Origin of the sequence: Halapricum salinum (assembly GCF_004799665.1) — an archaeon.
In the GTDB taxonomy this organism is placed as follows: domain Archaea; phylum Halobacteriota; class Halobacteria; order Halobacteriales; family Haloarculaceae; genus Halapricum; species Halapricum salinum.
In genome coordinates, this window is record NZ_CP031310.1 from 1,870,362 (window position 1) to 1,886,128 (window position 15,767).

Annotated in this window: 11 protein-coding genes and 2 pseudogenes; 6 read left to right on the plus strand and 7 right to left on the minus strand. The window is 54.4% G+C overall.

The features are described from left to right. Positions 1-28 precede the first annotated feature (28 nt). From DV733_RS09375 to dndC, 4 genes are read right to left on the minus strand one after another with little or no spacing between them, the layout of a single operon-like run. Positions 29-1,228: a cysteine desulfurase family protein gene (locus tag DV733_RS09375; protein ID WP_049994945.1), complete on the minus strand. Its 1,200-nt coding sequence runs from the start codon at positions 1,226-1,228 to the stop codon at positions 29-31. After that, positions 1,225-1,629 (minus strand): DNA sulfur modification protein DndE, encoded by a 405-nt coding sequence (gene dndE, locus DV733_RS09380; protein WP_079979522.1) that lies wholly within the window; start codon positions 1,627-1,629, stop codon positions 1,225-1,227. The genes DV733_RS09375 and dndE overlap by 4 nt, the downstream gene beginning before the upstream one ends. Next, positions 1,622-3,685 carry a DNA sulfur modification protein DndD gene (gene dndD, locus DV733_RS09385; protein ID WP_079979521.1) on the minus strand — a complete coding sequence of 688 codons (2,064 nt, stop codon included), beginning with the start codon at positions 3,683-3,685 and terminating at the stop codon, positions 1,622-1,624. The genes dndE and dndD overlap by 8 nt, the downstream gene beginning before the upstream one ends. A 7-nt stretch (positions 3,686-3,692) precedes the next feature. Continuing rightward, positions 3,693-5,186, minus strand: coding sequence for a DNA phosphorothioation system sulfurtransferase DndC (dndC, locus tag DV733_RS09390; protein ID WP_049994942.1), 1,494 nt, complete (start codon positions 5,184-5,186; stop codon positions 3,693-3,695). A gap of 136 nt (positions 5,187-5,322) precedes the next feature. On the opposite strand from dndC, the pseudogene DV733_RS17690 reads away from it, so the two are divergent. The 6 genes and pseudogenes from DV733_RS17690 to rdfA all read left to right on the plus strand — a co-directional run. Further along, positions 5,323-5,694 (plus strand): annotated as a pseudogene (locus DV733_RS17690) (IS6 family transposase); the annotation flags it as partial. Between the two features lie 1,001 nt (positions 5,695-6,695). Next, positions 6,696-7,622 carry a hypothetical protein gene (locus DV733_RS09405; protein ID WP_202594324.1) on the plus strand — a complete coding sequence of 309 codons (927 nt, stop codon included), beginning with the start codon at positions 6,696-6,698 and terminating at the stop codon, positions 7,620-7,622. Further along, a complete protein-coding gene (locus DV733_RS09410) occupies positions 7,619-8,509 on the plus strand; it encodes a hypothetical protein (protein ID WP_237560523.1) in 891 nt (296 codons plus the stop codon). The genes DV733_RS09405 and DV733_RS09410 overlap by 4 nt, the downstream gene beginning before the upstream one ends. A gap of 90 nt (positions 8,510-8,599) precedes the next feature. Then, the gene (locus DV733_RS09415) at positions 8,600-9,535 is read left to right on the plus strand and encodes a hypothetical protein (protein WP_049994939.1); all 936 of its coding nucleotides are present in this window, start codon (positions 8,600-8,602) and stop codon (positions 9,533-9,535) included. After that, a complete protein-coding gene (locus DV733_RS09420; protein ID WP_049994938.1) occupies positions 9,535-10,194 on the plus strand; it encodes a 3'-5' exonuclease family protein in 660 nt (219 codons plus the stop codon). The genes DV733_RS09415 and DV733_RS09420 overlap by 1 nt, the downstream gene beginning before the upstream one ends. Positions 10,195-10,448: 254 nt before the next feature. Next, positions 10,449-11,078 (plus strand): rod-determining factor RdfA, encoded by a 630-nt coding sequence (rdfA, locus tag DV733_RS09425; RefSeq protein WP_136342323.1) that lies wholly within the window; start codon positions 10,449-10,451, stop codon positions 11,076-11,078. A 104-nt stretch (positions 11,079-11,182) separates the two neighbouring features. Here rdfA and DV733_RS09430 read toward each other — a convergent pair whose 3' ends face one another. The 3 genes and pseudogenes from DV733_RS09430 to DV733_RS17110 form a co-directional block, all read right to left on the minus strand. Beyond that, positions 11,183-14,899, minus strand: a complete 3,717-nt coding sequence (locus tag DV733_RS09430) for a tetratricopeptide repeat protein (protein WP_049994936.1) — start codon at positions 14,897-14,899, stop codon at positions 11,183-11,185. Positions 14,900-14,955: 56 nt separating this feature from the next. Then, positions 14,956-15,192: pseudogene (locus DV733_RS09435) on the minus strand (IS6 family transposase); the annotation flags it as partial. A gap of 237 nt (positions 15,193-15,429) precedes the next feature. Then, positions 15,430-15,576 carry a hypothetical protein gene (locus tag DV733_RS17110; protein ID WP_154019536.1) on the minus strand — a complete coding sequence of 49 codons (147 nt, stop codon included), beginning with the start codon at positions 15,574-15,576 and terminating at the stop codon, positions 15,430-15,432. Positions 15,577-15,767: the final 191 nt, after the last annotated feature.

Sequence of the window (15,767 nt, forward strand, 5' to 3'; positions counted from 1 at the left end):
GCACTGGACGGGTCACTGGAGAAACCGATTAAAACAGAGATTCGGTTAAGTTCACTTCCTCTACAACAGTATCAGCCACATAATCAATGTCATCCGTTGTGAGATCCTTACCTAAGCCAAATCGTACAGCTCCCTCAATCCGATCCTTGTCGTCGCTGATCGCCTCTAAAACATGTGAGGTATCTTCTCCACTGGAGCACGCAGATCCAAGTGCTGCCATTACTCCATGGTCAGTTAATGACATCCTCACTAGTTCTCTTACATTTACTGTGGGGAAACTTACGTTCAAATTGTTCGGAAGGCGTTCCTCTGGATGACCATTCAATTCAATATTGTCTATTTCAGCTAACAGCTGCTCCCAAAGCCGATCACGAAGCATTTCAATGTGGGTAACACGTTCCTCACGATTCTCTACTGCGAGCTCAATCGCTTTTCCAAGCCCGACAATTCCGGGTACATTGGGAGTGCCTGAACGCTTACCGCTTTCATGGCCACCTCCAACAAGAAGCGGCTCGAGTTTGCCCTTCGTCTTCAGGTTTACGTATAGAGCACCGATTCCCTTTGGTCCATAGATCTTATGGCCGGATATTGACATTAGATCGATCCCCATCCCCTGAACATCGATATTAACGGCGCCGATCGCCTGCACAGCATCTGTGTGAAACCACAGATCTTCGTAATCCGATGCAATCTTTCCAATCTCTTTGATTGGATTGATCGTTCCGATCTCGTTGTTTGCAGCCATAATTGAGATCAAGAACGTCTCGTCACGAATGGCAGCCGCAACGTCTTCAGGATCCACCTGCCCATATTCATCGACAGGTAGGTATGTTACCTCAAATCCTTTATCTTCGAGAATTTTGCATGGTTCAAGGATAGCCTCGTGTTCGATCTCAGATGTAATGATATGTGTACCAATATCAGTCTTTTTTGCATGTTGAGCCAGTCCGCGTATCGCAAGGTTGTCGGATTCAGTGGCGCCACTCGTGAAGATGATCGACTTAGCTACAGGTTCTCCGCCGGCTCGTGCTCCAATCGCGTCTGCTACCGTCTCACGGGCCTGTTCCATCCGATTATTAGCTCTATGCCCGTAGGAGTGATTGGCCTTGCTCGCTGGATTGCCATAGTGTTCAGTAAAGAATGGCTTCATCTCTTGAAGGACTCGATCATCGACCGGCGTAGTAGCATGATGATCGAGATATACTTCTCGAGGTGGGTCCGAACTCATGCTTCTGTAGTAGCCTCGCTTTCTACTTTTAACTCCGAGGGCATAATATCGTAGAGGTCGGTGAGGTCACTAATTCGACCAGAGAGAGTCTCGATACCGCGATTGAGGTGTGCTAGGAAATAATCTTCTAACTGCGTTTCCGGATCATAGCCTTCGTTAATCATCCTTTTTTTAACGAGGGCAATATAGAGCGCGTCGTGCTCACCTAACAATGTATACCGGTTGAATTCTTTTCCGCCTGTATCATATTCCTCCATGCTCGGGGGTTGTTGTTCACCGAGAGAATATGTGAGTCCGATTCGTGCAATATAGTTAGGCGTCATGCCAGTCGCTTTTCCCAAGTTCCGCAGCTTGTAGCTAACACTTTCATCGATCCGGACACGGTTGATTTCGTTAGTCATTGTTGAACGGGAGTTCTGCCTGTTGTTCGACGGCGGTCTCTACCTCGTTGTCACCGGTATCTCTCTCGTCGGTCGTCCAGAAATAGCCTGGCGTGATTTCTGTTCGCCCAGTTTCCTCTTGCTGCTGGAGATGGTACTCATTTGCAATATCATTCTCAAGAATATTATAGTACTCCTCTGTAATCTCGGTGTCAGTGGAAAAGAGAAGAACTTGATGAGCCGCCTCTGGGAAGAATCCTTCGACAAGGTTCTGACGATGCTCCTGATCCAGCCGCCCGAGTGGAGTGTCGATGATGAAAGGAAGTGGACGATCCGAGATTTCTGCTAAGGCCCATAGAAGCGCAGTCGCGAAGATCTGGCGCTCACCTGCCGACAGCTGAGACTGTTCTTTCCGTTCTCCATTTATGGTCTCGATCTCAATCGTAATTTCTTCTGGATTAATTATGACGTTGTCGTAGAACCCGCTCTTGTTCGTAAGTCGGAGATAGCGTTCGGTAAGCGCATCTTCCAGCCGATCCAATTTCTCTCTGACCAGTTCATCGTGATATTCTTGAACCGCTTTCCTTGTGCGGCTCGCAAGTTCGGCCCGTTCGGAAACATCTTCCAAATCTTCTTGTTTCCCATACTTTTTCTCCAGTTCACTTTCCAAACGGCCAATTTTCGTCTCTAGTGTTTCCAGTCGCTCGACGTGATCTTCGATCTCACTCTTGAGTTTTCCCTGTTTCTCGTTTAGTTCATTGATTTCATCTAATATTGGGGATAGGACAGACTGTTCCGGGGCGCGTTTCAGCTGCTTGGTGACATCCTGGCGCTCCCGAGTCTTATCTTCCAGTTCTTCTGTTAGCTCACTAAGTCTCGGCGGTACTCTATGGAGTGCATCTTCAACCACACTGAACATCTGTTCTTGCTCTCGTTGTGAGAAGTCTTTTGAGAGACTTGGTTCCGGCACGTGCGTCTGAAGACTCTCAGAGAGCTTAACTTGCAACCGCTCAATGACCTCTTCGCTCGCGTCATCCGGAATATTAAGATCGCTCCAGACAGTTTCATCGTCGGTTAGTTCGTCAAGCTCAGAAACCACCCGGGCCTGTGCTGCGGCTTCTGTCTCGGCTTCTTGTTCCTCTTTCAGTTGCTCCACAACCTCTCGACAGAGTCCTGGAACGAGAGCAAAAGGATAGCTTTCACTGGCTAATTTCCGAATCTCTTCTCGCACTTCCTCAATCTCTTGGTCGAGGTCTCTTTTCCGCTCTTTTAGTGAGTCGCGTTCGCGAGCGAATCCGCCGCCTTCCTGTGCTAACTCAGTCTCTTTCTTATCTATCTCTTCGGATATTTTATCCACTCGTTGACGCTTCTTCTCGATTTTACTTTCCAACTTATCATATTCTACTTCGAGATCAGCCTTTTCATGGCGGAGCGACTCGATTTCTTCTGCCAGCTGTTCATGTCCACTCTCGTCGAGCTTGCTGGAGAGGTAAACGGAAAGATCAGCGTCAAGTCGCTCTACGAGATCTAGACCCAGCAATGAAAGTAACGATTGTTCGAATTCTTCACCTTTTTCAATTGCGCTCGCGAGCTTCTGGACTTTCTCACCATCGAAAAAGAATAACTGTGATATGCCTGGCGGGATAAGCTCCTTGAGAAAGTCCTGCCACTTATCTTCCTGAAGGTCTGAGAGCTTGCTCCCATTGCGCATGAGCATCAGTGTCTCTTCAATTGATTTCCCTCTATCTCTCCACTGGCGCTCGACGACATATTCCTCAGTATCACCCAGGTTCCCGTACTCAAACTCTAATCGGATCGACGCCTCCGTAGCTTTCTCGCCGTTGGACTCGTGAAGCTTGGATCTAATTCGGTTATGATACTCGCGCTCACTCACGCGCTCATCAAATGCACTCCGACCGTGCAGACAGAGCGGAATTGCATTGAATAGTGTTGTCTTTCCAGCACCGTTCGCTCCTCCAAAGAGCACAATCGGCTCTTCATGCGTAGTATTCAGATTGAATGCATTCTGACCTTTATACGGCCCGTAATTAGTGACGACTAGGCGATTTAATTTCATGAGTGATCTACTGCATCATCTCTTCGTATTTTACGTCGTATTCCCAACGTTCGGGATTTTCACCCTCGATATCGGCGGTGATCTCTTCGATCGAGCGCCAGTCTTCTCGGAATATTTTGTCGATCTCGTTGTAAATCGATGCACGACGTTTCATCCCGTGGTGTTGCAACTCAGTATCAAGTAGACGCTTGACTAGTTTGTCTGGCACATCGTGCTTCTCACAGACCCGCTCCAAGACTTTCGCTTCCTCAGTGCTGAACGACCCCAAATCATCACGAACCCAGTCTAGCTCATCGTCCATGACCTCATTGTAGATCTTCGGAACCGAATCCTCCCAGTCCGCCTCTTCTGTTCGCCAAAGACGGCGAATCTCTTTCAGCTCTTCATCTCGAATGAGGTCAAGATATTCGGCATCATCATCTCGGAGCTCGTTTACTTCTTTTTCAGTCTCAAGCAGTTTCCGGAGCAGATCTTTCCTGAACTCAAGCTTATATGCTCGCGGAATGATACCATCGCCGCCGTTGTTCTTTTCTTTTACACGGCCGTGTTGGCGCCCCTTCGGTTCCCTGTACTTAGGTTTGAGTTCAGGATCCTGAGTTGATTTGAGGAAATTCCTGAACTCCAGGAGTGGTTCCATCCACAAATCACCGCCGTCAACCATATTTTCCATGGCTTTGTCATCTTCAACGACTGTACAGGTCCAACAACCGAAGCGGCTGTTTCCACATGATGGCGTGCTCGTGTCTATCACCATCGGACACTCGTCATCGGCTTCATTATATAAGGCCGCCAGCTCATCATGATCTTTGCCCCATGGACAGTCAACATTCATAAGGTACTTCCAGACGTCCTTTGTGAGCCAGTCCTCAATTGGTGTGTAAACGAAGGCGTTCGCGAACTTGGAATGTCGGGCGAGATTGGTTCCGTCAATGCTGTGCAGGTTCATCACCTGTTCACGTGTCGCACTCTCGGCTTTCCGAGCACCCAGAATGACGACAACCTCACCGTGCTCGGAAACTTTGTCCATAATGAAGTTGTCAGCGGGATCTATCTTCAGGCGCTCTGTGCACCATCGGAATGTTTGATTCGGTGCAGGATATCCCCTGCCGAGAAGATTCACCCAGAAAGAATCACTGACGTCAGGATATACCTTCCTAGCATCAAATGGAAGATTCTCCTTTTCAGCGTATTCATTGACCTTCGCGAGAGATGAGGTAATGTGGTTTACAATTTTAGGAGTCTCAACTAAGGTATCACTTGAGATAACGTAGATCGGTTTATTTTGTTGTTCTTTAGGTAAATCACTAATAGCTACCCAAATGAGTTGAAGAACAGTGGTTGAGTCTTTCCCTCCGCTATAGCCGATGACCCAAGGACGATCATCTGATAGGTATGTCTGTCGGATTTCCTCGTAAATATCGTCTAGGTCTCGATACTCCCAGACAGATGTTTCGTGGGGATTCGACAATTCCTCTGTATCCCCGTCACTTCGAGTACCCATTGTCAAACCCCATGCTCCCCACCGTCTATAAGATTGGGGAAGCACGGTGAAAGTGTAACTAAAAAATCGGTTCCTATACTACATAACTATCAACGAGCACACGTATTTCCTGAAGACTCGACCCTGTTCGGGAGATTCAAGCATCGACACAGAATCGGATCTCTTGCTAAAGGTGGATGTGTTCAGCCGCCGTGGGATTGACCCCGCGGCGGCGTTCCTGCATCGGCTCACCGAGAAACACGATGTTGCCAAGACAGAGTTTCTCGTCGATGTTGACGGCTATCTGACTGTCCTTGCTCGGCACGGTCTGAGCGGTCACCTCGACTACTAAGATCGGAAACACATCGAAAAATGATTCCAGACAGTTTCGATGCAGATCGGCAACTTTCACTCCTTTTGGCGGAGTGGTCACTCCAGCGCAAAACGATGTCTGAGATGCTTCAGATACTACAACAACCGCCACCTAGAGACCCAAACGGGCCCATCTCCAGCTGAGGAGGTGCTGAACTATACAGTGCTATTTTCCCTGATCTCTATTCACCACTATATTCTCTTACTCAGGAATAGTCCAAACCAAGGAATTCCCGACCTTTCGGCTATTAACCCGGTCTTTGTTTTCAAGAGATTTGAGTCGTGTATATGCTGTTCGACGGGTGCATCCGATTTCATCAGCAATATCCGAAGTGCCAGCCATACCCCCTAATTGCTGAATAGCATCAATGAATGCAGAATCCGGATAAGTCGTGGTGTATTTCCCAGACTCCTCTTCTCGATCTTTCCCCGGCACAATAGGCATTTCGTGAACATGGTGTATGTAGGTGATGGGTTGGTCGATACTCCATCACCTATGTGGGTGATGGAAAGTTTTATGCCATTACACAGAATAGGAGATGGTGAAGAAGTCCGGCTCATCTGGGCATCTCAGTGTGAGAAGACGCCCGGGTGCTAGGGACACCCGAGCCGGGTTTCCCACGAAACGTGAGACCCCATGAAAGACTCAAAACTAGCGGTCCAAGAGAGTATCGATCGCGGTCTAATTGAAGACATACCACAAATATTGCAAATTGCGCTCGGGGAAGGGGCCGGGGTTTGCCAGGTGTGCGGCACCTTGCTTCGGGAAGGCAGGCGTGTTGCGGTGTATGCCTTCCGGGCGTGCAGACACACCCCGTGGCAAACGGGGCAGCTGCGCTGTGTTGACCACCCACCCTCGTTGCACTCGTTGGCGACGGTGGGTGTGCGTGAGGTTGTCGCCGAGGGTCGCGTGGGTCGGTGCGTGGATCAGGCGCTTCAGACGGAGTGGCCGGTGTTGCTTGAGCCCGAGATCCGAGAGGTGTCGCCGTGGCGGTCTGATGCGGTACTGGACGTGTCGGAGTTCGATGTCGCGCCACGGACGCGACCGACGACGTCGTCGCCATCTACGATGCGGGCGCGGTGCCGGTGGTGCGGGCCGGACGAGGCGATGACTACCAGCGGGGGTGAGTGGCGGTGACGGTGTTCGAGACGGGCGACATCGAGGTGGAATTTGAGTGCCCAGTGGATCCAGACGACCTCCTGTTCCCGAATGTCTATGTCGGGCTCGAGATCGATTTGCTGTCACCAGGTGACGGCGTCGTCACGGATCGCCACCATGCTTCCGCAGACCGGTACGAGGCAGACGACCCGATGAACCAAATTGGCGGGCAGATTTCGCCGTTCACATTGTCGGGGTGGCTCCGCCATGGGTGTGAAGCAGTCCTTCAGGAGGCGGGCGCGACAGCGTGCCACCCAGGTGAACCGAACGCCGACTACATGCGCGCGGAGACGTACGAACGCGACCTGGAGAGCGGGTATCACGAGAAAGGCGCGTGCACGGATGCGCACGATGCGGGCTGTGTCGTCTATGACCTGTTCGGCGGGTTCGGTGATCAGCCCGGCAAACTCCTGCGGCGGCCGGTGTCGTTTTCGCCGATCCGGCGGCAGGTGGATGTTCTCGACGGCGAGGCGGAAGCCCATTACCGGCAGCTGAGTTCACAGGTCAGGTCGCGGAACGACGAGGATGGCGGGCAGCCGCTGCGGCAGGCTGACCGGGATGTGCTTGGGAACGTCGAGGGGACGTGGAAGTTGACGCTGCGCGAGGTGAAGCCGGAGTTCGTCGGGTTGCTTGTCGAAGCCGTTTCGTTTCTTGACCAGCACAGTCACGAGTTCGCGTTCCAGGTCGGTGGGGCGCGGAATTTCGGGGCTGGGATGGCGGATGCCTGGGTCGTGAATCCGTTGTACAGTGAAGACGAGGTCCGGCGCGTGTTCAACCGGGCGCAGGATGCGACGCAGGCGATGGAGCGGAAGGATGAGATATGGCGGTCGGAGTGCCGGAACGCGTTCGTCCGCGCACTGCAAGCGCGGACGGCGGCGCGTGACGGTGACCTGCCGATGCCGGCCCAGGGCGGTGATGGGTCGTGAGTCAGGGCAGCGAGAGTGACGCGACGCGGCGAAGCGGCGTCAGTGACGGTGCCATCAGCAGCGGTGGCGATGGCGACAGTGGCAGTGACGGTGATACCTCCGAGGTAGCGCCGCTGCTGGCGGTGTACCGGCATGATACGCATAAGCTGCGGAAGCGGTCGCATGACGCGGCGGCTGACGAATTTGCCGGTGTCAGGGTGAACGAGGATGTGCCGCGCGGGGCGGACGCGGATGCGGCGTTGTTGAGTCGGCCGCGCGGGGAGCCTGAGCAGACGGTGGCGAACCATGCGTCGCCGTATCGGTTGTCGTTGCGCACCGGTGACACGGTTGTCGAGGACCGGGTCGGCGCAGGTGAGATGGATGCGGCGGTCCGTGAGTTGGTGTCGATCGCGGACGCGGAGGTGGCGCATCGGGCGTGGCTTCAGTGTGACGTGGCGGCGTGTTTCAACGAGTCGGTGTACTATCCGTACACGTCGGTGAAGTACCACGTGTTGCTGGCGGCCGCGTTGCTGTCGAATTACCGCGCCGGCGCGGGCTTCGACGAGCTGTCCTTCGTCGTTGACGACCCGGACGCGGCGGTGACGCCGCATCGGACGGTGTTTCACTCGGACCGGGTGTCGCTCAGGGTGACGTGTGAGCCCGGGGACAGGCCGGCGGCTGCATTGGGACAGGCGCCGGCGCGGTCGTTTGCGGATACGTGGTCGCGGGTGCCGCGGCGGCCGGCCGGTGTTGATCCGGACGAGCACCGGCAGTGGCGAATCCTGGATGCGCAGTTGCGCCGGATCCGGGCGTGGTCTACGGCGCTGCAATTCCTCGAGGACTCCCTCGCCGCGGTCGAGGCTGCCGGGTCGATGGGCGGTGTTGGAGGTGCTGGGGATGCGGAGTGATGATGCGTGCGGCGTCGGTGGTCGGCGACCCGAGCAAAGTATAATGATTAAACATGTCAATTGGTGCAGCCGAAATAAGGGGGTGTCGGCGTGACGCGGATCCAGCAAGTGTTGTTCGAGGTCGAGACACCGTACTGCGGGCATCCGTACTTCGTCTCCGGGCACGCGTTGTTCAACGCGGTTGCGCGTCGCGTGGACGACGCCGTGGCCCGGGAGCTGTGTGTCAGCACCGGTGTGTTCGTCCCGGGTGAGTACGGGTCGCTGCCAGAGTCGTGCTCAAACTCGGGGTTTGCGGGGAAGGTCGGGACGTCGCTGCCGGCCGTCGAGACCTACAGTGATCTGTTCCTGTTCCGGGACGCGGCGCAGCGCTGGCTGCTGGACTCGCGGCCCCGGGACGCCCACAACGTGCTGGACGTCCAGACGCATGGCGGCCGGCAGGTGTTCGCAGACAAGTGCTGGTTCGGGAAACCGGCTGCGCACCGGAACAATCGGCGGTCGGTGCAATGGTACGTCCATGCGTATCTGCACACGGGCCGCGGTGCCGAGGACGTGCTCCCGGTGTCCGAAGATGTGTTGGACGGGGTTCGGGTTGGCGGCGCGCGGAACTACGGGTTCGGCGCGTTGTCGGTGGCGGACACGCAGGTCGTTGAACTCGACGACCTGTCGTATGCGCAGCTGACGGACTGTGACGCGGTCCTGCTCGACGTGGTGTCGCCGTACGTCCTCGGAAGCGAGTACCCGGGTGCTGATGACCAGTCAGTGCCGTGGTGGTGGGACGTGCCGGACCACGGGGTGCGGCGCCGGCGTTCGCGGCTCGTGGTCGGCGACGAGACCTACGAGCTGACGGCCGTGGATCACGGGCAAGTCGTCAGGTACGCTGGCAAAGACGCGATGAAGACGGCGAAAAACGGGGTGCTGCGCGTCGGGACCCACGCGAAGTACGGGTTCGGCGAACTCCGAGTCCGACCGGCCGACACCGATCGTGTGCCGGAGCGCGCGGACGCAGTGACGGGAGGTGACGCGTAATGCTGGAGTTGGTGGCGTTCGACATTGAGACGACCGGGTTTGACGTCGGTGATGAAGTGACGGTGATCGGGTTTGCGGTGCCGATGGGGGTGCGGGTGTTCGCGCAGACCGGCGGCCGAGACGTCGGTGATGTTGCGGGCGAGGTGGGGGCGGCGACCGACACAGCGGTGCAGGTTTCGACGCACCGCTGTGAGCGCGAGGTATTGACGGCGGTCGCCGGGTTCGCGGCGGACCGGTTCCGCGACGAGGACGTGTTGTTGGCAGCGTACAACGGGGAGCGATTCCGCGGCGGATTCGACCTGCCGTTTCTCCGGACGCGGTACGCGACCCACGATGTGGCGTGGCCGTTCACGGACGTCGCGTACGCAGACGTGCTGCCGCTCGTCGCGAACCGGTTCAACACGACGGTAGACGGCGACGAGAGCAGCGATCTCGAAGCGGCGTACGACCTACTGTGTGACGGCGCGCACGGGGCCCTGGATCCGTTCGCAGACAGCGCAGAAGCCGTCGCCGCGTTCACCGAAGCGCGGCTCACGGATCTCGTGCTGCACAATGTGGCGGACGTGCTGCGGACGCGGGCGCTCGCCAGGGTCGCCCAGCGGTACTGTAGCAAGTCTGATTTCGGGGTGAAATCGTTGACACCGGTGGTGAGCGACTGAACCAGGCGGAGACGAGCGGGCTGTGCGACGGGCGCGTGCGGTATGCGGCTTGAAGCGATACACCACGGAGACACCGCATCGCGTCGGGCGAGAAATCACCGCGTTGCAGTCAGAGATCACAACGATGCAGCAACACAGTTCCAAGACGACGCACACGCACGGACCGGCGCAGTGCCGGAATGCAAGTACCCAGCAGCGGCGGGGCCGATGCGGAGTCGGCCAGCCGGGTGCAGCTGCCACCGGAGGTGGTGGCGATGTCTGAGTGCTGTAAGTGCGGTGCGGTCGCAGAGACGTACGGGCTCGAAGAGTACCTCGAGCGGGTTGAGCGGCGGTGGCCGCGGCGCAATGGGCCGTCGGTGCGCGACATCGAACGCGGCATCGCGAAGCGGGTGCTGCGCGACGAGCTCGCGGACGCGGGATCGATCCGGGTGGACGGCGCCGTGACGGCGCTGGTCGAGGTGTTGACCGGTGACCAAGACGGCGCTTCGGCCTTCGAATGGGAGCAGGCGCGGCACGACCTTCGACACCACGGCGTAGACCCGGACACAGTGATCGGTAACCTGCCGAGTTATCGGACGGTGCACCGGCATCTCACGGAGTGCTGCGGGCAGGAAGCCCCGGCGCCGACAGAGATCACGGCCGACCGCGGCGTCGTCGCCGCTGAAGACCGCATCAAGAAACTCGTGACGCGCCTCGAGCACGTCACGGACAAGACGCTGACGGAGTTGACGACTGCTGGCCACATCCCCGAACCCGGTGCCGTGTCGGTGACGGTGCAGGCCGAGTGCGGCGTCTGCGGCGAGGACCACGCCGTCGAAACCGTGATCTGCGGAGTATGCCCAACCCAAACCTCGACGACACCGCCGACGCAGCCACGGCAATGATGTGGCAGCGCTGACGAGGCGGTGACAGCGGAGCAACCACTCCGTTTCGGGGAGAGCGATAGACGGTGTAGTTGTGACGGTGTATTCAATGGAGCAGGTATAATTTAAGTATCTTCTATTAGTGACGCTGCATTATTTTTAATTTGCACAGCAGAATTGGCACCGATTCCTTTCACTTCTTGTAATTGTTTGGGAGTAAGGTGTTGTAAATCCTTGACTGACTGTACGCCAGCAGTTCGTAACCGGAAACCGATCTCTCGGCCGATTCCGTCAACTTGATACAGAGTGCAGATCGCGTCTGAGTCCGGCCGTTCCTCCAATGGTGACTCTGGGTCTGACTCGAAGGGAGAATCCTCCTGTGATTTCATTAACTCCTCAACAACGGTTGCAGATGCCAGTTGTTCAAGCGTTAGGAGCGGGGTCGATTTGAGGTCGTCAGGTGTCGGAACGAAATCTATATTTCGGGACGTTGATTCAGCGTGGTATCTGAGATCGCCAGGCCGGTAATCAACGTTGCCTTCCTGGAGATACTTCAGCCCCTGATATGGTTCATCAGAGGGGTCATGTGATTGCTTGGCAATCCAATCGAGAAGTTCTTCAGAATCGATCGTCGAGAACCCTAAGCGAGCAAGACAGACGATGTGGACTGCACCATCAACGATGTTCTGCCAAAGGTCATGGGACGAATCGAGTTGGGTTCGGTACTCAACGAGTGATTCTAGGAGATAGGCGCCGGTTTCGTACCGACGATTAATGAGCGAGCGATATGCCAGCATCTGGAGCAATAATGGTTTGGCATCCGCACTGATAACCAATTCCCCGTACGTTTTGAGGGCATGACCCTGTAGGGTTGGCTTATCCTTGGGGATCTTTCTAAGTAAATCGTTTGTCGCTTGGTGTGGTCCGTTCATCCAAGGCTCAGACAAGGGCGCTTGTATATACCAGCTGATGACTTCGCGCACATTCTGACGCATCCCCTCTTCGTCGAATTCGAAGTCAGGAAATTCAGTTGTGAAGTGGTCAAGGAGAAACTCGAGATGATTTTTCTTCAGATTCTGATCAACGGATGGAATGGCCCAGGTTTCACCTTCTAGGTGATCAGAATCGACTGGAATACCTTCAAACAGAATGCGAAGTTGAGTCATTCGGAGTTCGATATCCTCTGGCCGCCGAGTGATTGCTTTTTCATAGGCATCGACTGCGCCATTTGGGTTGTCGTCTTCTATTTCAAGACTCGCGAGACGGATGAATGGAGCTGCTTCGTCAGTGGTTTTTCCGGCAGTGATGTAGCTCTCTCTGGCTCTACTTAAGTTCCCCTTCTTCCTGTATAAATTCCCTAATTGTAACGCTGCGTAGCTATTGTCTTCGGAGTACTCAAGGGCCTGCTGGAACTGGCGGATGGCGTCCTCTATCTCACCCTTGGATTGTGCGAGCCTCCCCAACTCCACGTAGGCTCGTACATGCTCGGGATCGCGCTCGAGCGCCCTTTTGAACTTCTCTTGTGCGGTTTCTTGATCACCCGTTTTCAGAAGTGCTTCTCCCCAATAAACGAAGTCTTTCGCTGTAAGGGCGTGATCCAAACCAGCCCACCTATCGATATATTCGAATTTATCCAGAGCAGGTTCCCATCTTTTACTACGGGCTAACAATACAGCGTACTCAATGACAACATCTTCGTCGAGCCCCCACTCCGGATCGGGATTGAATGGTGTGTCTGGATCGATCGGGCTATGATAGCTTCCGATAACCTCGGCTAAATGCTGAGAAGCAATTTCAAGATTATTTTGAAGAAGATGAATAACACCAAGGTACGCCTGAGAGACAGTTGGCGGAGTCTCTGCTGACTCAATAACACTCTCCAGTTTTAGTTTTGCATCTTTGACTTCTCCTAATTGCATGAGATAGCGTGCTGCTATGGTCTGGGCTATCTGAGTTGTATCTGCCTGCTCGACAAACGCATCCAGACAGTCCCGAATCAGTTCCAATTCCTCTTGTGAATGATCCGATATCGGCGTAACATAACTTTCGAGTCGTTTGTCATTTGGATCGAATCGATAGTGCTTCCTTGGTTTCTGGGCGTTACTTTCCGATAAATAGTCTGACATCCTGTGATGTGAACTAATACGTTTCTGTGGAGGCCCCCCCACAAGATATTCGAGGAACTTGATCCTGACCGCAGATAGATACGATATTTGTGCTTTCCACCGCCATCGAGCGTCAACTTCTGTTTTTCGTAGCTCAGTGCTGCTGACATAGTTTCCAAGCGATTCAATTGCAAATGCGGCGAGCGGTTCATATATCGAATTAACTGGTTCCGGGATGGCCGCAAGTACGGCAGACGAAATATGGAACTTTTCTATATTCTCTGGGGGCGGAACTTCCCACTGCACAAGTGGTTCCCCACGCTGTATCCAACCCGCCTGTTCTAGTGCTTCAAGATGAGGTTCGAGACGATCGCCCGGATTGTCATAGCAAAACACTTCTCGATAGATACCTTCGATGAGGGGTACCGTAGGTGCAATTCCCAAGTCAGAGAGGATTCGAATCGCATCGAGGACGGCCGTTTGTTGTGGATCTCGGTCTCGGAGGTTCTGGTAGTGATAGGACCAGATATCGATATCTGCGGCGGTTACACCGTCATCATCGTCCGACTGAAGTTCTTGAAACTTTCTGACAATTGATAACGGTGTTGCGGAAGTATACCCGATAGACTGACTAGAGTCAACTTCTATGTCCAGTGATTCCTTGACGTGCATCCTGAACTCGCCGAGAGCGGCGTTATCTTGGAATTGCTGGAGTTGTATCTGCTCAAACTCTCTCCAGAACCCTTCCGGATCATTGACGTCACCGGGCATTTTTCGAAGTTGCTCCGATCTGGCGGTTATGAAAATACTGAGTGATGTTTTGGTATCCTTTAGTTGGTCATCGAGTTTTAGTACTGCATCCCTGACAACCCGATTATTTGTTGTTGGGTCTACGCCGTGAACATCATCCCAAACAAACATGATATGTCCTTCGAACGATTCGTCAACGAGCACATCTAGCTCGCTCGTATCGGTCAATGATGGTCGAGGAATGACAATCTGATCAACATCAGAGGACTGACGAATGAATTCGATGAGTGTCCTGGTTTTTCCGACTCCTTTCGGCCCAGTTATCAGTACCCGGTCACTCGGCGCTATCGGAGGGACGCCCTCACGGTCAAAATAGTCGATCTCCGGGAGCCCATCGGCCAGTACCCGAACCGCCCGCTCCTTGCCTCTCCTGTCACCGTCGAAAAGATGATAATATTTTGTTCGCTCGAGACGAGCCTGGATTCTCTCAATTTCAGCATCGACCTCTGAAACCTGGTCACGAAGGTTATCCATGGAACGATAACCGAGCAGGGTTGCTCTATCTGTCCCAGCGATACGGTTCTGAAACGTGTGAATCGCCTGAGCGTACGATTCAGAAACTGCCTGCATCAATTGACGGTGCAGGTCGGGGTGTTGCGCTGGGTCGATCCGATGCGCGCGCTCTATAGCGCCGACTATTTCCTCAACAGCGTCTGCTTCGTCCTCGAACATCACCTCATCAATATCATCTAGTTCCTCTGCGACGGGGGTCCAATCATCTGTAATTACCTCTAGTTCAGGGAATTGACTGTAGTCAATCTCTCTCTGTATCGACTTTTGTAGCGTTTGATTGAATTCAGTTCCAAGAGCTTCGATATCTCCAGAAAATTTCTCTTCTACAAGTTTCTCACGATACTTTTTGACACCCTTTTCTGCCCCCCGTTCCAATCCCGCTGAGGCGAGAGCGACAGCAAGTGATCCCAGCATGGTAATCTAACGGATATCCTCATATAAAAAACTCCACTCCATTGAAATGGTAGTGTTCAGATTAGCTGATTCCATGCGACGGCGAACGATCGAAACCAATCATCGGCTATCTCTGCTTCGCCGTTGCTGAACCAGTGTGAGAACGAAAAAGTACGTCGTTTTCACTCACGAAAGACACGTTCGACACTATTCCGATTTCCATGGCGTTCGTATCTGAAATCGAGGCCGTGTCGTGAGCAGGCGTCTTTCAGTGAGAGCGACCCGTCGATGAGAAACAGGGCGTCATTGACGTCGCGGAACGTAGCGGCGGTGAAATCTACGGCGACGAATTTCTGGTAGCCAATGGCGGCGTCGGTCAGGTCGGCGTTACGGAAGGAGACTTTAGAGAGGGTGTTTCCGGTACCGGTGAGGGTTGCGTGGATGAGCGCTGTGTCGTCGAAGGTGGCGCCGGTGAGCAGGGTGGATTCGAAGCCAGCCCAGTGGAGATCGGCGTCCTCGAAGACGGCGTTCTGTAGTGCTGTGTCTTGGAACTAGGCGTGGCGGCCGTCGATATCGGTGAGGCCGGCAGCTTCGAGTTCATAGTCGTGCAGCGTAGCGTGGAAGAGTGACTGCTTGGTGAGGTCGGCACCGTCATTGTGTCGGTGCAGGCCGAGTGCGGTGTCTGCGGGGAGGACCACGCCGTCGAAGCCGTGATCTACGGGGTGCGCCCGGCCCAGACGAATGCGGCGACGCTGGAGTCCTGAACGTCGTTGAGTGGGCTTTCTTTCGTTTTTTTGCAGCCGGTGACTGCCAGGAGGGGTTGTGGGTGGCTGTGTTTCGGTGGTGTTGGGTTGTGGTCGGTTGGTGGGTTGTTGTCGCGGGGGATGGT